Below are 19,760 nucleotides of genomic sequence, written 5' to 3'. Positions count from 1 at the left end.
ACGTCCAGTACGAGGACTTCCGGCCGGCACACCGAGAGCACGCACCGGACGCCGCTCCTTGACGGGCAAACGTTGCCTGCCGCGGCACTAGCCCGACCGGCTTCCTGGAGCGCGTTGCCGAGGTTGTTCCAGGCGCCGGCCTCGGACTTGCCGTTCCCGTCGGCGTGGAGGAGGTCCCGGGCCCGGACATGAGCGGAGATCGCCTCTTCCACCCGGCCGGCATTGCGCAACGCCAGTCCGAGGTTGTTCCAGGCGACGGCCTCCGTCGGCCGGTGTCCGGTGCGCCGGCCCGCCTCCACGGCGCTCTCGGCCACGGTGATCCAGTCGTCGAAGTACCGCCGCCACGCGAGATACTCGCCCAGCGACTCGGCCAGCCGCACCGCCGCCTCCGTGAACCGCTCCTCCCGTGCCCACCGGACCGCCGACACGAGCACCGACCGTTCCAGGTCCAGCCACACCAGCGCCCACGCCCGGTCCCTGAGCTGCTCCGGCCCGTCCGGCACCCTCAGCAGTCGGGCGTTGGCCGCGCCGGCCATCCCGGAGTAGTACGTCAGCACCGACTCCCGTGCCGCGTCTCCCTCTTCCCGCAACACGGGGTCGGCGGCCACCACACCCGCGCCGAAGGCCCGTACGAGGTCGTGCACGCGCCAGCGCGCGAACTGAGCCGGGCCTTCGTCCCGCCGGACGGGCGTGACCAGATGCGTCGCGGCCAGGTCCTCCAGCAGTGCCAGCGCCGCCTGCCGTTCGAGACCGACCATCGCGGCCACGGCGTTCCCGCCGACCTCCGTGCCGGGGGCGAGACACAGCAGGCGCAGCAGCCGGGCCTGGTCGCCGGGCAGCCGACGGTAGGAGGTCTCCAGCACCGGACGCAGGGCCAGGGGCCGCCCGTACAGGTCGGCTTCGGGGCGGCCGTCGTCGAGCACGGCGGCAGGGTCCTCGGCCGCCCCGATCTCGGTCACCAGCGTGGCGATCTCCCGATGTCTGCGCTTGCGCAGCATCGCGGCGGCGATCTGGAGGGCGAGCGGCAGGTGGCCGCAGAGTTCGGCCAGTGCCCGCAGGGCGTCCGGCTCCCGACGCGGGCGGTCGTCGCGTTCGTCGGCGTCGTGGAGTGCCCGGGTCAGGAGGGCGACGGATTCCTCGGGGGCCAGGGTCTCCAGATCGACGAGGCGTACGGGCAGGGCGTACGGGCGGTCCCGGGAAGTGATCAGCACCCGATGGCGGTCCGTGCCGGGCAGCAGTTCGCGGAACTGGTCCGGATCCGAGGAGTTGTCCAGGATGAGCAGCATGCGCCCCTGTCGCTCGGCGAGAAGGGCGCGGTAGACGTCGTACTGCCCGGTCGGGGTCGTCGGGAGGTCGGTGCCGCGCACTCCGAGCGCGTCCAGGAGCGCCAGCACCGCTTGGTCCGCGGTCACCGGGTTGTCGTCGTACCCGCGCAGGTCCACGAACAGCGTCCCGCCCGGGAACCACCCCTTTGCGCACGCCCGGTGCGCGGCCTCCACCGCGAGCGCCGTCTTGCCGATGCCGCCCATCCCGGTGACGGCGAAGATGAGGACGGGCAGGGCCTCGGCGTCGTCGGCGGCGGTGAGGGCGAGCTGGCCCAGCAGGCGGTCGAGTTGCTCCTGCCGGCCGGTGAAGCCGAGGGGGCGTGGCGGGAGGGCGGCCGTCGCCCGCGGTACCGGGCCGTGGACGGTCTCCCTACGGCCTTCCGACCTGCTTGCCGATGACCGTGCCGTGGAAGGTGCCGCCCTGGAAGACGATGTGGTCGCCGCCGTACGTGTCCTTGCCGTCGGAGACGGGTTGGGGACCCTCCTGGGGTTCGGAGGAGCCGGCGCGCGGACGGTGTTTGCGCAACACCGCGACCGCGACCTCGGCGGCCTGCGCGGCGGCGAATTCCTGGGAGCCGCCGGCGTCCGCGTCCGCCTTCTCCGCGTTGGCGAAATCGCTGATGCCGCGGATGACGAGCACGTCCAACTGGCCGCTGAGGTGCGCCGCGTGGGACGCCCCCGACCCTTCCATCTCGATGGCGTACGCGTCGTTGTACGTCCGCTGGATGCGCTCGCGCAGCGCCGAGCGGTCGCCTGCCAGCACGACGTCCCCGCAGGCGAGGGGCTTGCGGTGCCCCCGCACACCGTCCAGGCCGCGCAGCGCGGAACGGGCCGCCTGGAGAAGCCGGTGCGAGCCGTGCCAGGCCTCGGGGCGGGCGAGGAAGCCGTCGTCCGACTCCTTGCCGCCGTGGACCGCGTACACCTTCGTGCCGACGACGACGTCGCCGATCTCCAGATCGTCCTTGAGGCCGCCCGCGACGCCCACGAACAGCAGTGCCTCGGGGGCCAGTTCGGAGACGATGCGGGTGGTGAGCGCGGCTGCCGTCAGCGCGCCCTCGCCCAGTTCGGCCATCGCCACGGTCCAGGGTGTGTCCGGCAGGCGGCCCTGTTCGAGGCGTGTTCCGTCGCCGAGGACGAGTTCGTCGTCGTCGACCACGTCGATGCGGGCGCGCACGGCGTCGTACTCGACCGGAAGTGCGGTAAGGACCACGATCGTGGGATTCGTCTCAGGCACCCCCTTAAGGTACTGCCAAGTCCTCCGGGGGAAGGGTTGTCGTCGTGGCCGAACAGGACGTCAGTGCCGGGCAGTTGCTGCTCGCCGAATACCAGAGTGTCAAGGACGAGCAGAAGGCGCGGATCGGGTTCCGGGACAACCTGCTGTACGTGACCCTCGCGGTCGTGGCCGCCGTCATCGCCGCCGCCGCTCAGGCCGAGCAGACGTCCATGCTGCTCGCGCTGCCGCCGGTGTGCGTCGTCCTCGGGTGGACCTACCTGGTCAACGACGAGAAGATCTCCGCCGTCGGACGGTACGTGCGCGCGGAGTTGGGGCCGCGGCTCGCCGAACTGACGGGCGCCGACGTCGCGTTCCGGTGGGAGTACTACCACCGGGGGGACGCCGGGCGCATGACCCGGAAGGTCGTGCAGTGCGTCGTCGATCTGCTCGCCTTCTGTGTCGTGCCGCTCGCCGCGTTGGTCGTCTACTGGGGTGGGGGACAGGTGGCCGCCGGGCTGCTCGTGCTGTCCCTCGTCGAGGCGGGAGCGGTCGTCGGGCTGGGGGTCTTCATCGTGCGGTACGCCCTGCCGTTCGGGAGCGGGGGCGGGAGCGCGGGCGGGGGCGGGGCTTCATGAGCCGGTCCGGTGACCATGTCGGCTTCGAGGGCGGGGAGTTCAAAGGGACCGTCATCGGGAAGCTCGAGTACAGCGGGGGGCAGGCATCCGTGCCCACGGCCCTGGACTCGCTGCCCGCCGAGGCGGCGGGGTTCACCGGGCGGCAGGTCGAGTCGGAGCGACTGCTGGACGCGCTGGGCGGCAGCCCGCAGCCGGTGCTCGTGTCCGCCGTCTCCGGGCTCGGCGGCATCGGGAAGACCGCGCTGGCGGTGGCGGCGGCACACGCGGCGCGAGAACGCGGCTGGTTTCCGGGCGGTGTGCTGTTCGTGGACCTGCACGGCTACGACGAGGTCCCGGTCCCGGCGAACCAGGCGCTCCAGTCGCTGCTGCGGGCGCTCGGCGTCGAGCACGAGCACATCCCTGCCACGGCGGACGAACGGGCGGGGCTCTATCGGTCGCTGCTGGCCCAGCGGGACGCGGTGCTGATCCTGGCGGACAACGCATCGTCGTCGGAGCAGGTGCGTCCGTTGCTCCCGGGCGGTGCCCAGCACCGCGCCCTCGTCACCTCCCGGGACCGTCTTCCCCAACTCGGCGCGCGACTGGTGCCCTTGGCCCAGCTCACCCCTCAGGCGTCGTACGGACTTCTCGACCTCGCGCTGAGAATCGCCGCCCCCGACGACAGTCGCGTGGCGGACGACGCCGTCCTGTCCGGGCGGCTCGCCGCCCTGTGCGGGCATCTTCCGCTCGCCTTGCAGATCGCCGTCGCCCTGTTGGCGGAGGACCGGGACAAGCCGGTGTCGGAACTCGTCGACGAACTCGCCGAGTCCCGTGACCGGGTCGGCCACCTCGATGACGGCGAGCGCAGTGTCCGTGCCGCCTTCGACCTCTCCTACCGTCGCCTGCCGCCCGAACAGGCCCGTCTTCTTCGTCTTCTCGCCGTGGCCCCGGGGCCCGAGACGAGCCACGATGTCGCCGCCGCGCTGGTCGGGGCCCCGGCACACCCGCTGCGGGACCTGAGGGCGTTGGCGCGTGCGCACCTGGTGGAGCAGGGGCACGGGCGCGGATGGTGGCGGCTGCACGACCTGGTGCGAGCGTTCGGGGCCGGTCCGGTCATGGCGGACGAGGGTTTTCCCGCGCCGAGGCTCTCACCGAAGCCGCCGAAGCCCGTGCCGAGGCCCTCACCGCCCCCGTGCCCCCTTCACCCACCGGTACACCAGCTCCGGCCGCCCCACCTGCCCGTACAGCGGCTTCCGCTCCGCCCGGCCCGCCTCGACCAGGTGCTCCAGGTACCGGCGGGCTGTGATACGAGAGATTCCGACCGCCTCGGCCACCCCTGCCGCCGTCAGTCCCTCCGCCGCCTCCCGGACCGTCTCCGTCACCCGTTCCAGGGTCGGTGCGCTCAAGCCCTTCGGGAGGGCCGCCGGGCCCGGTGCGCGGAGTGCGGCCAGGGCGCGGTCGACCTCGTCCTGGCCGCTCGCCTCGCCGGCCGCGCCGCGGAACTCCGCGTACCGGACCAGGCGGTCCCGCAGGGTCGCGAAGGTGAACGGCTTCAGGACGTACTGCACCACCCCCAGCGACACGCCCTCCCGCACCACCGTCAGGTCGCGTGCCGACGTCACCGCGATCACGTCCGCGTGGTAGCCGGCCGCGCGGAGGGAGCGGGCGAGCTGGAGGCCGTGGGCGTCGGGGAGGTGCAGGTCCAGGAGGAGCAGGTCCACCGGGGTGCGGTCCAGGAGGCGTCGGGCCTCCGCGCCGGTGTGCGCCTTGCCGACCGCCACGAACCCGGGCACCCGGCCGACGTACATGACATGGGCGTCCGCGGCGACCGGATCGTCCTCCACGACCAGCACTCTGATCGGCTCTTCGCTCGTCATCCTCGGCCTCCAGTCCCGGACACGGACCCGGAGGTACCGGACGCGGCCGTGGTCCGCAACGGCAGGCGTACCACGAACTCGGCTCCGCCGCCCTCGGCCTCCGCCACCGACAGCGTTCCCTCGTGCCGGTTCACGGCCTGCCGGACCAGCGCCAGCCCGAGGCCCCGGCCGCCCGGTCCCGCCGGTTTGGTGGAGAAGCCCCGTTCGAAGACCAGCGAGGCGTGCGCGGGATCGACCCCCGCGCCGGTGTCCGCCACCCGGAGGAGCAGCTCGTCGCCCTCCGTGCACGCCGTCACCGTCACCCGGCCCCGGACGCTGCCCTGCGCCGCGTCCACCGCGTTGTCGATCAGATTGCCGAGGATCGTGACCAGGTCGCGGGCCGGGAGCGACTGGGGCAGCAGGCCGTCGTCCAGGCCGCTCGCCTCCGAGACGACGAGTTCCACGCCCCGCTCGTTCGCCTGGGCCGTCTTGCCCAGCAGGAGGGCGGCCAGTACGGGCTCGCTCACCGCCGCGACCACCTGGTCGGTCAGCGCCTGGGCCAGTTCCAGTTCGGCCGTCGCGAAGTCCACGGCCTCCTCCGCGCGCCCCAGCTCGATCAGCGAGACGACCGTGTGCAGCCGGTTCGCCGCCTCATGGGCCTGCGAGCGGAGGGCCTGCGTGAAGCCGCGCTCCGAGTCCAACTCGCCCATCAGGGACTGGAGTTCGGTCACATCGCGCAGGGTGACGACCGTGCCCCTGCGCTCGCCGCCGGACACGGGCGAGGTGTTCACCACCAGGACGCGGTCCGCCGTCAGGTGCACCTCGTCCACCCGCGGCTCCGAGGCGAGCAGCGCGCCCGTCAGCGGGGCCGGCAGGCGGAGCTCCGCCACCGATCTGCCCACCACCTCGCCCGACGCCCCGAGCAGCTCCCGACCTCCGTCGTTGATCAGCGCCACCCGGTACTGCCCGTCCAGCATCAGCAGTCCCTCGCGCACCGCGTGCAACGCGGCCTGGTGGTAGTCGTGCATGGCGCTCAGCTCGGCCGCGTTCATGCCATGGGTGTGCCGGCGCAGCGACGCGTTGATCACGTACGTGCCGATCCCGCCCAGTGCGAGCGCGGCGCCGGCCACCGCGAGCATGGCCGTCACCTGGTCCTGCACCCGATGGGTGATCGACTCCACCTTGATGCCCGCGCTGACCATCCCGACGACGCGTCTGTCGTCGTCCTCGATCGGGGTGACCGCGCGGACGGACGCGCCGAGGGTGCCGGTGTAGGTCTCGGTGAAGGACTCGCCCTTCAGGGCCTTCGCCGTGTTGCCCAGGAAGCGCTGGCCGATCTGGTTCTGGTCGGGGTGGGTCCAGCGGATGCCCTCCGGGTTCATGATCGTGACGAAGTCGACGTCCGTGTCGCGCATGACCCGCAGTGCGTACGGCTGGAGCTCGGCGGTGGGGTTCGCGGTCCCTATGGCCGCCCGCACGGAGGGCGAGTCGGCGACCGAGCGGGCCACCGCCGTGGCCTGGCGGGCCGCGGCCTCCTCGGCCTGGCTGCGGTCGCTGACGTACGTGAACAGCGCATACCCCGCCACGAGGACCGCTATCAGCACCGCCTGCATGGCGAAGAGCTGGCCGGCCAGGCTGCGGGGTCTCGGCAGGGTGGGGATGCGCATGTCGCCAGTGTGCCCCCGAGGTTAAGTGTGAACTAAATGAACGGAAGGGTGACCGGCCTCACAGGGCGGGAGATAGTCACGGCAATCCCCCATAACCCCGGACGTGAGCCGCACGCCGGTGATGCCGACGAAGACGTCAAGGAGGGCAGCCGTGGCCGCCAGCAGCACCCCCGATACGGCACCTGCCGCACCCGCAGTCAAGCGGGACCGCACCCACTATCTGTACATCGCGGTGATCGTCGCGGTCGCCATCGGCATCGCCGTGGGCCTCATCGCCCCCGACTTCGCCGTCGAGATGAAGCCCATCGGCACCGGCTTCGTCAACCTGATCAAGATGATGATCTCGCCGATCATCTTCTGCACGATCGTGCTCGGCATCGGGTCGGTACGGAAGGCCGCCAAGGTCGGCGCCGTGGGCGGTATCGCCCTCGCCTACTTCGTGGTCATGTCACTGGTCGCACTCGCCATCGGCCTCGTCGTCGGCAACATCCTGGAGCCGGGCACGGGCCTCGCCATCACGGACGCCGTCAAGGAGACCGGACAGGCGCAGGTCTCGCCGGAGGCCAAGGACACCACCGAGTTCCTGCTCGGCATCATCCCCAAGACGATCGTCTCCGCCTTCACCGAGGGCGAGGTCCTCCAGACCCTCCTCATCGCCCTGCTCTGCGGCTTCGCCCTGCAGGCCATGGGCAAGGCCGGCCAGCCGATCCTGCGCGGCGTCGAGCACATCCAGCGGCTCGTCTTCCGCGTCCTGACCATGGTCATGTGGGCCGCCCCGGTCGGCGCCTTCGGCGCGATGGCCGCGGTCGTCGGCTCGGCCGGCGTGGACGCCCTGAAGAGCCTCGCGGTGCTGATGCTCGGCTTCTACGTCACCTGTTTCCTCTTCGTCTTCATCGTCCTCGGCGCCCTGCTGAAGGTCATCTCGGGCCTGAACATCCTCTCCCTGTTCAAGTACCTGGCCCGTGAGTTCCTGCTGATCCTGTCCACCTCCTCCTCCGAGTCCGCGCTGCCGCGCCTCATCGCGAAGATGGAGCACCTGGGCATCAGCAAGCCCGTCGTCGGCATCACCGTCCCGACCGGCTACTCCTTCAACCTCGACGGCACCATGATCTACATGACCATGGCGTCCCTGTTCATCGCCGACGCGATGGGCACCCCGATGTCGATCGGCGAGCAGATCCCGCTGCTGCTGTTCCTGTTCGTCGCCTCCAAGGGCGCCGCCGGCGTCACCGGCGCCGGCATGGCGACCCTGGCCGGCGGTCTCCAGTCGCACAAGCCCGCCCTGGTGGACGGCATCGGCCTCATCGTCGGCATCGACCGCTTCATGAGCGAGGCCCGCGCCCTCACCAACTTCGCCGGCAACGCCGTCGCGACCGTCCTGGTCGGCACCTGGACCAAGGAGATCGACAAGGAGCGGGTGCGGCTGGTGCTCGCGGGCGGCCTGCCCTTCGACGAGAAGACGCTGCTCGACGAGGACGGCGGCGACGACGCTCCGGTGGACGGCAGCCTGCCCGAGCAGCGCGAAGGCGGCGAGAAGGAACTCGCGAAGGCCTGAGCGGCCCCCTTGCTCCGGGTGTCCGGCCCCGCCTGAACCGGGGCCGGACATCCGGCCATCGCCCCCCATACACCGGACGGTCGAGCACTCCCCCGTGGCTCGGCCGTCCGGTCTTCGTCTGCGGGTGCGTCGTGGCTGGTCGCGCAGTTCCCCGCGCCCCTGAAGGGCGCGTTCCACCGCCCTGTTCAGTCGAGACCGCTCCTCTTCGCTCAGCGTCAGGCAAGCCGCCCCTGCCGAGTCTCGTATCGTCTCCGGGCGGCTCGCGCCCGGGATCGGGATCAGGGTCGGGGAGCGGGACAGGAGCCAGGCCAGGCAGAGCTGCTGAGGGCTCACGCCTCGCTCCCGGGCGATCTCGTGGAACGCGCCGAACCTCCGCTCACCGGGCTCCGCGCCCGGTCCGTCCAGTGCGCTGCGGGAGATGCCGCCCAGGGGGCTCCAGGGGAGGAACGCCAGTCCCAGTTCGGCCGTCAGCCGCAGCTCGGGCTCGCTGTCGCGCACGGCGGGGGAGCAGCGGTTCTGGACCGAGACCAGCCGGTCGCCGAGGATCTCGTGGGCCCGGCGGATCTGGTCCGTGTCCGTGTTGGAGACGCCGGCCAGCCTGATCTTCCCCTCGTCGAGCAGGTCCCGCAGCGCGCCCACGGACTCCTCGAAGGGGACCGCCGGATCGGGCTTGTGCAGCTGGTAGAGGCCGATCGCCTCGACGCCGAGTCGGCGCAGGGAGCCTTCCGCGGCCGCCTTCAGATGCCGGGGGTCGCCGTTCACCGTCCAGTCCGTCGGCCCGCCCGGTCTGCCCCTGCCGCCCTTCGTCGCCACCAGCACGCCGTCGGCGTCACCGCCGTACGAGGCGAGGGCGCGGGCCACGAGCAGCTCGTTGTGACCGGGCTCCGCGCCCGGCAGGTGGTAGGAGTCGGCCGTGTCGAGCAGGGTGACGCCCGCGTCCAGCGCGGCGTGGATCGTCGCTCGGGCGCGGGCCTCGTCCGGGTGGCCCTCGATGGACAGCGGCATCGCGCCGAGCCCGATCGCGCTCACGCGGAGGTCGCCCAGTGCGCGGTAGCGCATGTCAGTCACCCGTCCCGAGGGTCTCGGCGACCGCCGCAGGCAGCCAGTGCCGTACGTCACCGAAGGCGAAACCGAGGCGCGAGGCCCGGGAGTTGTCCATGCCGTAGGAGCGGAAGAAGGAGAACGGCGAGACCTCGCCGACCTCGACGAGCTGGAGCACGACCTTGCCCTCGGGCAGGTGCGCGGCCACCGCCTCGCAGAGATCGACGGTGGTCAGCAGGGAGTGGGAGGCCGCGTTGACCGGTCCCGTGAACTCCTCGCCCGCCGTCCACGCCAGGAAGTCGGCGATCTCCTCGACGTGGATGTAGGTGGCGGGCTGGTTCGAGAAGGGCACGGCGACGGGCAGGCCGTCCCGGATGCGGGAGGCGTAGTGGTCGAGGCGGCCCGTGAAGTCGTCGTCCCCGCCCAGCACATGGGCCACGCGCACGGCCACGTACGGGAGCTCGGGACCCGGAGCCGCGAACACCGCCTCCGCCTGCCGCTTGCCCTCGCCGTAGTGCTCTTCCAGGAACTCCGGTTCGTCCCAGGGGAGTTCGAGATCGACCGACACCTCCAGCGGATCGACGGCGTCCTCCCGTACGAGCGCGATCGAGTCCTCGTACTCGTACACCTCGACCGTCGACGTCAGCACGTACCGTCGGGTGCGGCCCGCGAAGACCCGGCGGGCGACGGCCGCCTGGCTCGGGGTGTAGCAGACCTGGTCGACGACGACGTCGAAGACGCGGGACCCGAGGGCGCTCCGCAGCGACGTCTCGTCGTCGCGGTCGGCGATCAGGTGCACGGCGCCCGGCGGCGGGGCCGACGATCCGCGGTTCAGTACGGTCACCCGGTCCCCGGCGGAGAGCAGCCGACTGATCAGCCGCTTGCCGAAGTAGCGGTTCCCGCCGATGACCAGTACCTCTCGTGGCTTGTCCATGACCATAATTCTCCCGGCGTATCCGTCCGTCCTGAAGGGGGAACCATGGGAGTTCCGGCCGTCGCGCCGAAAGAACCGCGGCATTCACGAGTCGGCGCCATGGAAACGTCGGTGGCCTTCGACGCCCTGGACCGGCAGATCCTCCAGCTGCTCCAGTCCGACGGCCGGATCAAGCTCAGCGAGCTGGGCCGCCAGGTGCGGCTGAGCCCCGCGGCGGTGACCGAGCGGGTGCGCCGGCTGGAGTCCGCGGGGGTGATCAGCGGGTACGGCGCCCGGGTCGTCCCGGCCCGGCTCGGCTACGGGATCCAGGCGTTCATCCGGGTCAGTCCGCACGGCGGCTACAACCTGAAGCACCCGAGGACCCTGGAGCTGATGGAGCGGCCGGAGATCACCGAGGTGCATCACGTGGTCGGCGAGGACTGCTGGATCCTCAAGGTCGCCGTCACCGACACGGTGCATCTGGAGGAGGTCCTGGAGGAGGTCTCGGTCCTGGGCCGCACCACCACCTCGATCGTGCTCACCTCCCCGGTGTCCCACAAACCCCTCTTGCCTTGACGTCGGCGTCAAGCCTTACGTTCGTAGGCATGCGCATCGGAGAGCTGGCCGCGCGAGCCGGGACCACGACCCGGACGCTGCGGTACTACGAGTCGCGCGGGCTGCTGCCCGCGCGGCGCGGTGACAACGGGTACCGGACGTACGACGAGCGCGATCTGCGGCTGCTCCGGCAGATCAGGACGCTCCAGGACTTCGGGTTCGACCTGGAGGAGACCCGGCCCTTCGTGGAGTGTCTGCGAGCCGGGCACCCCGAGGGCGACTCGTGTCCGGCGTCGCTCGCGGTCTACCGGCGCAAGCTGGACGAGCTGGACGCGCTCATCGGCGAGCTGCGGGCGGTGCGGGAGACGGTCGCCGGGCAGCTCGTGCGGGCCGAGCGGGCGCGGGACGAATTGGGCGCCGAGGCGCTGGTTCCGGGGGGTCCGGAACCCGGGTGCGAACTGGGAGGCCGGTAAATGGGAACAGGTGTGACCGATGTGACGGACGACGACTTCGAGGCCGAGGTGATCGGGTCCGAGCTGCCGGTGCTGGTGGAGTTCACCGCGGACTGGTGTCCGCCGTGCCGGCAGATGGGGCCGGTGCTCGGCGCGCTCGCCGCGGAGGAGGGCGAGCGGCTGAAGGTGGTGCAGCTCAACGTGGACCACAATCCGGAGACGACCAACGCCTACAAGGTGCTGTCGATGCCGACCTTCATGGTCTTCCGGGGCGGCGAGCCGGTGAAGTCGATGGTGGGCGCCCGGCCCAAGCGCCGACTCCTGGAGGAACTCTCCGAGGTGCTCCCGGACGCGGTGTTCTGACCTGTGCGCTGACCTGACGCAATACGAAGAAATCCCCCGAGCAATTGCGCTCGGGGGATTTCTTTGCGTATATTCAATGGTTCGTGACTTCACGGGAATTGAGTCACAAAGAAGCTTTGTGAGCACAGTATATCCGGGCGGGAGCAGAATTGTCAAACAGCGAATTTCCAGACGATGAAATGTGTCGTGAGCAGGAATTCATCGACGGCCTGTACGCGCGCGTGGACGCGCTGCGCGGCGACACCGAGTCCTCCGTCACGGACGCCCTCGCCCAGGGAAACACGCCCATGCAGGCCCGGCTGGAGCGCGACATCCTCGTCGCCGAGCGTTCGGGGCTGCTGGCCGCGCTGAACGCGGTCGACGGCTCCCTCTGCTTCGGCCGCATCGACCTCACGTCGGGCACGAAGCACCACATCGGCCGGATCGGTCTGCGGGCCGACGACGCCGAGCTCACGCCGATCCTGATCGACTGGCGGGCCGACGTCGCCCGCCCCTTCTACCTGGCCACCGGCCACACCCCGATGGGGCTGCGCCGCCGCCGGCACCTCACCACCGAGGGCCGCCGGGTCACCGCCCTGCACGACGAGATCCTCGACCTCGGCGACCAGGAGCGCACCGGTCACGAGGACCCGACCGGCGACGCCGTGCTGCTCGCCGCGCTGGGCGCCGCGCGCACCGGCCGGATGAGCGACATCGTGCAGACCATCCAGGCCGAGCAGGACGAGATCATCCGGGCGCCGCACCGAGGCGTGCTGGTCGTCGAGGGCGGCCCCGGCACCGGGAAGACGGCCGTCGCCCTGCACCGCGCCGCCTACCTGCTCTACGAGCACCGCGAGCTGCTCGCCAAGCGGGCCGTCCTGATCGTCGGCCCCAACCCCGCCTTCCTCGGCTACATCGGCGAGGTGCTGCCCTCGCTGGGCGAGACCGGCGTGCTGCTGGCCACCGTCGGCGAGCTGTACCCGGGCGTCCACGCGACGGTCGCGGACCGGCCCGAGGCGGCCGCGGTCAAGGGCCGCGCCGACATGGCGGACGTCCTCGCCGCCGTCGTCCGCGACCGGCAGGCGCTGCCCGACCCGGTGATCACGATCGAGCACGACCGCGAGATCCTGATGCTCGACGACGGACTGGCCGGCGTCGCCCGCGACCGCACCCGCGCCGCCGGGCTGCCGCACAACGCGGCCCGCGAGCACTTCGAGGGCCACATCCTCAACGCGCTGACGGACATGGTCGCCGAACGCATCGGCACCGACCCCTACGACGGCTCCAACATGCTCGACGCGAGCGACATCACCCAGATCCGCGACGAACTCGCCGAGAACCCCGAAGTCTGGTCCGCCATAGACGAGTTGTGGCCGCGCATCACCCCGCAGCGCCTGGTCGCCGACTTCCTCGCCGCCCCCGAGGCCCACCTGAGCGCCGAGGACGCGGCCGCCGTCCGCCGCCCGGTGACCCGCGCCTGGACCGTGTCGGACGTGCCGCTCCTCGACGAGGCCGCCGAACTGCTGGGCGAGGACGACCGGTCGGCGCGGGCGCTCGCCGAGCGCGACCGTCAGACGCAGGTCGCCTACGCGCAGGGCGTGCTCGACGTGTCCTACGCCTCCCGGAGCTTCGAGTTCGAGGACAAGGAGGACGACGACCCCGAGGCCGGCGAGGTCCTCTCCGCGCACGACATCATCGACGCCGAGCGGTTCGCCGAGCGGCACGAGGAGGACGACCACCGCAGCGCCGCCGAGCGCGCGGCGGCCGACCGGACCTGGGCGTTCGGGCACATCATCGTCGACGAGGCGCAGGAGTTGTCGCCGATGGCGTGGCGGCTGCTGATGCGGCGCAGCCCGACCCGCTCGATGACCCTGGTCGGCGACCCGGCCCAGACGGCCGAGGCGGCCGGCGTCGGCTCCTGGTCGGGCATCCTCACCCCGTACGTGGAGAACCGCTGGGAGCACACCCGGCTCGGCGTCAACTACCGCACCCCGGCCGAGATCATGGAGGTCGCGGCGGCGGTCGTCCGCGCCGAGGACCCCGGGTTCGAGCCGCCCAGCTCGGTCCGCTCCACCGGCGTGCGCCCCTGGGCGCGTGCCACGGACGACCTGCCCGGCGCGGTCGCCGAGGCCGTCGCCGAGCTCACGCCCGCCGAGGGCCGGCTCGCGGTGATCGCCCCGCGCGCACTGCACCGGCCGCTGGCGGCCCGCCTCGACGGGGTGACGGCCGGGGCCGAACCGGACCTCACCCGCACCGTCGTCCTGCTCGACCCGCGCCAGTCCAAGGGCCTGGAGTTCGACTCCGTGCTCGTGGTCGAACCGGGCGGCTACGGCACCAGCGACCTCTACGTCGCGCTGACCCGCGCCACCCAACGGCTCGGAGTGGTCCATACCAACGAGCTGCCGAAAGCGCTGGCCGCGGCCCTGGAAGAGCGCCCGGCGTAACACGGGATCACCGAGACGTAACAGTTCGTGCCGTGATCACTGCGCGTGCACGGCCGGTGCGGTAAGCGTGTCGTTATGGAAGCCCAGCCACACGCCGTCGCACCGGCCGACAGCCCGCCCCTCGGGACGCTCCCCGTCCAGCCACTGCTCACGGCGGAGTTCGACGCCGACCCCGGCGCGGTGTACCGACGGCTGCGGAGCATGTACGGGCCCGTGGCCCCCGTCGGACTCATGGGCGTGCCGGTGTGGCTCGTACTCGACTACCGGGAGGTCCTCGAGGTCCTGAAGAACGAGAGCCAGTGGCGACGCGACGTACGGTACTGGCGGGCCCGCGCCCAGGGCGAACTGCCGCCCGGCTGGCCGTTGCTCGCGGGCTACGAGGTCCGCCAGACGATGTTCATGGACGACGAGGAGCACCGGGCCGCCCGCCGCACCCACCACGCCGCCCTGCGCCCCTTCCAGGACGCCAAGAGCCCCGAGGGCTGGGAACTGCGCGCGGCCGTCGCCCGCTACGCCGACGAACTCGTCGCGCTGCTCGCCGCCGAGTCGGGCCGCACCGGCTTCGCCGACCTGGGCGCGCAGTACACCCGGCCGCTGCTGCTGATGGTCACCGCCAAACTGTTCGGCTGCCCGGTCGAACTCGGCGACGAACTGGTCATGGACCTGTGGCGGATGCTCGACGGCGGCCCCGACTCCGGCCCCGCCACCGGCCGGGCGCTCGCCGCCTTCACCCGTCTCGCCGCCCACCGCAGGGCCAGACCCGGCGACGACCTCACCTCGTACATGATGCTCGCCGACCCCGACCTCACCGACGAACAGCTCGGCCGGGAGCTGTTCATGAACGCCGTCTACCTCAACGACATCACCGGCAACATGGTCCTCAACACCCTGCTGGAGGTGTTGCGGGGCAATGCGACGGTGCGCCGCAGCCTGTCGGCGGGGCAGCTCGGCGAGACGGTCAACCGGGCCGCCCTCGCCAACCCGCCCGTCGCCAACATGTGCTTCCGGTTCGCCGCGCGGGACGTGCCGCTCGGCCGGTTCTGGATCCGCGCCGGGGACATCGTCTCCCCGTCCTCCGCCGCCGCTCACCAGGACCTGCTGGCGATCGGCTCCTCCCACATGGTCGGCTCCACCGTCTCCACCCGCGCCCATCTGGGCTGGGGCGCGGGCGCCCACCAGTGCCCGAGCGCGGCCCGCGAACTCGGCGGCCTCATCGTCACCACCGCCGTCGGCCGCGTCTTCGACCACTTCATCCGCGCCGAACTGACCCTCCCCTGCGACCAGTTGCCCTGGCGCTCGGGCCCGGTGGTGCGGGGGCTGCGCGTACTGCCGGTGCGCTACGAACTCTCCGCCGACGCGGCCGCACTGCGCACCCCGGACGCCCGACGGACCCCGTCCGCCTCCCCGTCCGCCTCCCACCGCGACGAGAACCGGACGAGGGGACTGCTGGCGTCCCTGCGACGGCTCATGTTCGGAGGCAAGCAGGACCGCTGAGGCTGAGAGCCTGTCGGGTGACCTCCGGTCCGGCAACCGAAGGTCCCCCGACAGGCTCTCAGGCCGGCCGTAGCCACACCGTCGCCAGCGGAGGCAGGGTCAGCCGGATGCTCGCCGGCCGGCCGTGCAGGGAGTGCGGCTCCGGCTTGACCGGGTCCGGCCCCACGACCCCGCTGCCGCCGTACCGCTCGGCGTCCGTGTTGAGGATCTCGTGCCAGGCCGGGACGTCGTCGGGGACGCCGAGGCGGTAGTCGTGGCGGACGACGGGGGAGAGGTTGGAGACGGACAGCAGCGGGGCGCCCTCCGCGTCGTACCGCAGGAACGCGAAGACGTTGTCCTCGGCCGCGTCCCCGACCACCCACTGGAAGCCGGCGGGGTCGGTGTCCCGCTGCCACAGGGCCGGGGCCGTCCGGTACACGGTGTTGAGGTCCCGGACCAGGTCTCTGACCCCCCGGTGATCGGCCTCGGCGCCGTACGCCGGGTCCAGCAGCCACCAGTCCGGGCCGTGCGCCTCCGACCACTCCGCCCCCTGGGCGAACTCCTGCCCCATGAAGAGGAGTTGCTTGCCCGGGTGGGCCCACATGAACGCCAGATACGCGCGCAGGTCGGCGCGCTGCTGCCACCAGTCGCCGGGCATCTTCGACACCAGCGAGCGCTTCCCGTGCACCACCTCGTCGTGCGAGAGGGGCAGCACGTAGTTCTCGCTGTACGCGTACACCATCGAGAACGTCATCTCGTGGTGGTGGAAGCGGCGGTGCACCGGCTCGTGGCTCATGTACTGGAGCGAGTCGTGCATCCAGCCCATGTTCCACTTCAGCCCGAACCCGAGCCCGCCGAAGCCGCTCGGCCCCGGATGGTGGGTGGCCCGCGTGACGCCGTCCCAGGCCGTGGACTCCTCCGCGATCGTGACGACCCCGGGGCTGCGGCGGTACACCGTCGCGTTCATCTCCTGCAAGAACGCCACCGCGTCCAGGTTCTCCCGGCCGCCGTGCTCGTTCGGCGTCCACTGGCCGTGCTCGCGCGAGTAGTCGAGGTAGAGCATCGAGGCGACGGCGTCCACCCGCAGCCCGTCGACATGGAACTCCTCGCACCAGTAACTGGCGTTGGCCACCAGGAAGTTGCGCACCTCGCGCCGGCCGAAGTCGAACTCCAGCGTCCCCCAGTCGGGATGCGCGGCCCGCAGCGGGTCCTCGTGCTCGTACAGCGGACGTCCGTCGAACTCGGCCAGCGCCCAGTCGTCGCGCGGGAAGTGCGCCGGCACCCAGTCCATCAGGACGCCGACCCCGGCCCGGTGCAGCGCGTCCACCAGGTACTTGAAGTCGTCCGGTGTGCCGAGCCGGGCCGTCGGCGCGTAGAAGCCGGTGACCTGGTAGCCCCACGAGCCGCCGAAGGGGTGCTCGGCGACCGGCATCAGCTCGACATGCGTGAAGCCCAGGTCCCTCACGTACGCGGGCAACTGCTCGGCGAGTTGACGATACGTCAGGCCAGGTCGCCAGGACGGCAGATGGACCTCGTAGACGGAGAACGGGGCCTCGTGCACCGGTATCTCGGCCCGCCGGGCCAGCCACTCCCCGTCGCCCCACTCGTGGTGCGAGGCGTGCACGATCGACGAGGTCGCCGGCGGCACCTCCGTACGCCTCGCCATCGGGTCGGCGCGCAGGGTGTGCGAGCCGTCGGGGCGGGTGATGTCGAACTTGTACAGCTCGCCCTCGCCGATCCCGGGCACGAACAGCTCCCAGATCCCGGACGAGCCGAGGGAGCGCATCGGATGGCCGGTGCCGTCCCAGAAGTTGAAGGTGCCGGCCAGCCGCACCCCGCGCGCGTTCGGTGCCCACACGCGAAAACCGGTGCCGGGCACGCCCTCGTGGGTCGTCGGGTGCGCGCCGAGCACCGTCCACAGCTCCTCGTGCCGGCCCTCGCCGATCAGATGCAGGTCCAGGTCGCCCAGCGTGGGCAGGAAACGGTAGGCGTCCTCCGTCTCCACGGTCGTGCCGTCGTACGCCACGAGGAGCCGGTAGGCCGGGACCTCGGCCAGGGGCAGCAGGCCGGAGAAGAAGCCGTCGCCGTCGTCGTGCAGCTCGGCGCGCAGATCGCCGGACGGGACCAGGACCGTGACGGACCGCGCGTACGGGCGCAGCGCCCGGAAGACGACCCCGCCGGGCGCCGGATGCGCGCCGAGCACGGCGTGCGGATCGTGGTGCGTGCCGTGCAGCAGCCGCTCGCGGTCGGCGGTGTCCAAGGCGGGGGAGGGGGTGGCCTCGAAAGGCGGCGCGGGGGCCACAGGCGGCGCGGGCGCCACGGGCGCCACAGGCGCCACGGGCTGCTCGGGCTTCTTCGCGGAACGTTTCGCGCCCCCCGTCGGCTTCTCGCCCGCCGCCTTCTTGCCCGCGGCCTTCTTGGTCACTGCTTTCTTCGCGGTGGCCTTCTTCTTCGGGGGAGTCACGTACGGAGCCTCCTCAAGGCAGGTCGGGTGCGGCGAGGCGGTGTATCGCGGACAGGGGGACGGGGAGCCAGTCGGGGCGGTGCCGGGCTTCGTAGACGACCTCGTAGACGGCCTTGTCCGTCTCGTGGGCCCGCAGCAGCACGGGGTCGGTGCGTGGGTCGACGCCCGCCGCCTCGGCGTATCCGGAGCAGTACGCCGCCCGGCAGGCGTGCGCCCAGCCCGGGGCGGGCGGGTCGGCCGACCGGGCCGCGTAGTCGAAGGACCGCAGCATGCCCGCCACGTCCCGCACGGCCGGCTGGGGCATCCGCCGCTCGGCCAGCGGCCGGGCGGGCTCCCCCTCGAAGTCGATCAGCGCCCACTGGCCGGAGGCCGCGCGCAGGCACTGCCCGAGGTGCAGGTCGCCGTGGATGCGCTGGGCCGTCCAGGTGCAGCCCTCGGCCGCGAGGTCGGCCAGCGCGGTGAAGGCGGTGCGCAGCGCGGGCGCGTACGGGCGCAGCGCGGGCACCGCCTGTGCGGCCGCGTCGAGCCGCTCGGTCATGCCGTCGACCATCGGCCCTATCTGCGCGTGCCCCAGCGTCGCCGTGGGCAGCGCCCGGGCCAGGGCCCCGTGCACCTCGGCCGTGGCCCGCCCCAGTGCCCGCGCCTCCGCGACGAAGTCCTCGCCCTTGGCCAGCTCCCGCAGCGCCAGCTCCCAGCCGTCCGCCGCGCCTTGGACGTAGGGCTGGAGCACCGCCAGGACGTACGACTCGCCCTCACCGTCCCTTTCGCCCTCGCCCTCGCTCGGGTCCGCGAGCATCCACGCGGCCGGCGCGGGCACTCTGGCGCAGCCCTCGCGGGCCAGCGCCAGCGGCAGTTCCAGGTCGGGATTGACGCCCGGCACGACCCGCCGCAGAAGCTTCAGGATGAACGTATCTCCATAGATGATCGACGAGTTCGACTGTTCGCCGGTCAGCCGGCGCGGGACCAGCCCCGAGCGGATCTTCTGGCCCGGGTCGCGCTCGCAGCGCAGTCCGCCGATCCGGGCCCGGGTGCGCAAGGCCTCCAGGAGCACCTCGGCGGGCCGGGTGTCGTACAGGGCGTCGAACACGGTCCGCCCGGCCAGCGGCCCGTCCGTCACATGGCCGATCAGCGCGGGAGCGAGCCGGGGCGGAAGGGCCTCGCGGGCGCCGATCAGCAGTTGGTAGCAGTCGCCGGGCGCGGCTCCCTGACGGGCGCGCACCAGCAGGTGGTACAGGCCGAGCCGGGCCGTGGCGGGCAGCAGCTCGGTGGCCGCCACCAGCGAGAACCCGGTGATCGGACGCCCCTTGCCGGCGAACCAGCGCTGCCGGGGGAGCCACTCCCGCAGCAGGGGGTCCAACGACGCCAGGAGGCCGGGGCTCGTTTTGCCGGAAAGTGTGACAGTCTCCGCCATATGTGTCACATTCCTTTCCCCGGGGGGTCGGGGTGTGAGTGATGCGTGCCCCGGGCGGGACAGCGGAAACCGCCCCGCCCCGGGGTTCTAGGCCGCGTCCTTGCGGAGCCTGAACCAGTAGAAGCCGTGCCCGGCCAGCGTGAGCAGGTACGGCAGGTCACCGATCGCCGGGAAGCGCACCCCGCCGAACAGCTCCACCGGGTAGCGCCCGTTGAAACGGCTCAGGTCCAGCTCCGTGGGCTGTGCGAAGCGCGAGAAGTTGTGCACGCACAGCACCAGGTCGTCCCCTCCCTCCTCGGTGAGGGGGGCCTCGCGCAGGAACGCGAGGACGGCCGGGTTGGAGGACTGGAGTTCGGTGTACGTCCCGAGCCCGAAGGCGGGGTTCTGCTTGCGGATCTCGATCATGCGCCGGGTCCAGTGCAGCAGCGACGAGGGCGA

At 72.0% G+C, this 19,760-nt stretch carries 15 protein-coding genes and 1 pseudogene; 7 read left to right on the top strand and 9 right to left on the bottom strand.

All coding sequences use genetic code 11. The annotated features are described in order from the left end of the window. Positions 1–1,559 (bottom strand): NB-ARC domain-containing protein (locus AB0J04_RS41005; RefSeq protein ID WP_363173786.1); only part of this gene is annotated, 1,559 nt, incomplete at its 3' end. Positions 1,560–1,695: 136 nt separating this feature from the next. Continuing rightward, positions 1,696–2,559, bottom strand: coding sequence for a 5'-methylthioadenosine/S-adenosylhomocysteine nucleosidase (locus AB0J04_RS41000; protein WP_363173783.1), 864 nt, complete (start codon positions 2,557–2,559; stop codon positions 1,696–1,698). Positions 2,560–2,603: 44 nt separating this feature from the next. On the opposite strand from AB0J04_RS41000, the gene AB0J04_RS40995 reads away from it, so the two are divergent. After that, a complete protein-coding gene (locus tag AB0J04_RS40995) occupies positions 2,604–3,173 on the top strand; it encodes a hypothetical protein (RefSeq protein ID WP_363173782.1) in 570 nt (189 codons plus the stop codon). 1,157 nt (positions 3,174–4,330) lie between these two features. Here AB0J04_RS40995 and AB0J04_RS40990 read toward each other — a convergent pair. Then, positions 4,331–5,026, bottom strand: a complete 696-nt coding sequence (locus AB0J04_RS40990; protein ID WP_351913195.1) for a response regulator — start codon at positions 5,024–5,026, stop codon at positions 4,331–4,333. Beyond that, positions 5,023–6,672 carry a sensor histidine kinase gene (locus tag AB0J04_RS40985; RefSeq protein WP_363173781.1) on the bottom strand — a complete coding sequence of 550 codons (1,650 nt, stop codon included), beginning with the start codon at positions 6,670–6,672 and terminating at the stop codon, positions 5,023–5,025. The genes AB0J04_RS40990 and AB0J04_RS40985 overlap by 4 nt, the downstream gene beginning before the upstream one ends. 121 nt (positions 6,673–6,793) lie before the next feature. Here AB0J04_RS40985 and AB0J04_RS40980 point away from each other — a divergent pair, with 121 nt between their 5' ends. Further along, positions 6,794–8,227 (top strand): cation:dicarboxylase symporter family transporter, encoded by a 1,434-nt coding sequence (locus AB0J04_RS40980; RefSeq protein ID WP_363173785.1) that lies wholly within the window; start codon positions 6,794–6,796, stop codon positions 8,225–8,227. Positions 8,228–8,404: 177 nt separating this feature from the next. On the opposite strand, the pseudogene AB0J04_RS40975 reads toward AB0J04_RS40980, so the two are convergent. Both AB0J04_RS40975 and AB0J04_RS40970 read right to left on the bottom strand, forming a co-directional pair. Then, a pseudogene (locus tag AB0J04_RS40975) lies at positions 8,405–9,286 on the bottom strand (aldo/keto reductase); the annotation flags it as partial. Position 9,287: 1 nt separating this feature from the next. Beyond that, positions 9,288–10,202, bottom strand: coding sequence for an NAD-dependent epimerase/dehydratase family protein (locus tag AB0J04_RS40970; protein WP_363173779.1), 915 nt, complete (start codon positions 10,200–10,202; stop codon positions 9,288–9,290). A gap of 99 nt (positions 10,203–10,301) precedes the next feature. On the opposite strand from AB0J04_RS40970, the gene AB0J04_RS40965 reads away from it, so the two are divergent. From AB0J04_RS40965 to AB0J04_RS40945, 5 genes are all read left to right on the top strand, one after another. Further along, the gene (locus AB0J04_RS40965) at positions 10,302–10,757 is read left to right on the top strand and encodes an Lrp/AsnC family transcriptional regulator (protein ID WP_363173778.1); all 456 of its coding nucleotides are present in this window, start codon (positions 10,302–10,304) and stop codon (positions 10,755–10,757) included. A 29-nt stretch (positions 10,758–10,786) separates the two neighbouring features. Next, complete coding sequence (locus AB0J04_RS40960; protein ID WP_363173777.1) at positions 10,787–11,209, top strand: MerR family transcriptional regulator; 423 nt, start codon at positions 10,787–10,789, stop codon at positions 11,207–11,209. Between the two features lie 12 nt (positions 11,210–11,221). Continuing rightward, positions 11,222–11,551 (top strand): thioredoxin domain-containing protein, encoded by a 330-nt coding sequence (locus tag AB0J04_RS40955; protein WP_363173784.1) that lies wholly within the window; start codon positions 11,222–11,224, stop codon positions 11,549–11,551. Positions 11,552–11,730: 179 nt separating this feature from the next. Next, positions 11,731–13,974: a UvrD-helicase domain-containing protein gene (locus AB0J04_RS40950; protein ID WP_363173776.1), complete on the top strand. Its 2,244-nt coding sequence runs from the start codon at positions 11,731–11,733 to the stop codon at positions 13,972–13,974. A gap of 75 nt (positions 13,975–14,049) precedes the next feature. After that, the gene (locus tag AB0J04_RS40945; RefSeq protein WP_363173775.1) at positions 14,050–15,468 is read left to right on the top strand and encodes a cytochrome; all 1,419 of its coding nucleotides are present in this window, start codon (positions 14,050–14,052) and stop codon (positions 15,466–15,468) included. 58 nt (positions 15,469–15,526) lie between these two features. Here the strand turns inward: AB0J04_RS40945 and glgB are convergent, their stop codons facing one another. From glgB to AB0J04_RS40930, 3 genes are all read right to left on the bottom strand, one after another. Then, a complete protein-coding gene (glgB, locus tag AB0J04_RS40940; RefSeq protein WP_363173774.1) occupies positions 15,527–17,911 on the bottom strand; it encodes a 1,4-alpha-glucan branching enzyme in 2,385 nt (794 codons plus the stop codon). 13 nt (positions 17,912–17,924) lie between these two features. Next, complete coding sequence (locus tag AB0J04_RS40935; protein WP_363173773.1) at positions 17,925–19,322, bottom strand: maltokinase; 1,398 nt, start codon at positions 19,320–19,322, stop codon at positions 17,925–17,927. Positions 19,323–19,409: 87 nt separating this feature from the next. Then, the coding region (locus tag AB0J04_RS40930; protein WP_363173772.1) for an alpha-glucosidase C-terminal domain-containing protein at positions 19,410–19,760 on the bottom strand (351 nt) is incomplete at its 5' end.

Source organism: Streptomyces sp. NPDC050263, from assembly GCF_040655955.1.
In the GTDB taxonomy this organism is placed as follows: Bacteria; Actinomycetota; Actinomycetes; order Streptomycetales; family Streptomycetaceae; genus Streptomyces.
The sequence above is the reverse complement of the archived record's forward strand: the minus strand, read 5'-3'. Positions and strand labels throughout refer to the sequence as shown.

Bases quoted from the DNA above. Each gene is read 5' to 3' on its own strand.
- AB0J04_RS40970 (WP_363173779.1), bottom strand. From the start codon at position 10,202: ATGGACAAGCCACGAGAGGTACTGGTCATCGGCGGGAACCGCTACTTC.
- AB0J04_RS40965 (WP_363173778.1), top strand. From the start codon at position 10,302: ATGGAAACGTCGGTGGCCTTCGACGCCCTGGACCGGCAGATCCTCCAG.
- AB0J04_RS40935 (WP_363173773.1), bottom strand. From the start codon at position 19,322: ATGGCGGAGACTGTCACACTTTCCGGCAAAACGAGCCCCGGCCTCCTG.
- AB0J04_RS40945 (WP_363173775.1), top strand. From the start codon at position 14,050: ATGGAAGCCCAGCCACACGCCGTCGCACCGGCCGACAGCCCGCCCCTC.
- AB0J04_RS40950 (WP_363173776.1), top strand. From the start codon at position 11,731: ATGTGTCGTGAGCAGGAATTCATCGACGGCCTGTACGCGCGCGTGGAC.
- AB0J04_RS40990 (WP_351913195.1), bottom strand. From the start codon at position 5,026: ATGACGAGCGAAGAGCCGATCAGAGTGCTGGTCGTGGAGGACGATCCG.
- AB0J04_RS40980 (WP_363173785.1), top strand. From the start codon at position 6,794: ATGCCGACGAAGACGTCAAGGAGGGCAGCCGTGGCCGCCAGCAGCACC.
- AB0J04_RS40985 (WP_363173781.1), bottom strand. From the start codon at position 6,672: ATGCGCATCCCCACCCTGCCGAGACCCCGCAGCCTGGCCGGCCAGCTC.
- AB0J04_RS40960 (WP_363173777.1), top strand. From the start codon at position 10,787: ATGCGCATCGGAGAGCTGGCCGCGCGAGCCGGGACCACGACCCGGACG.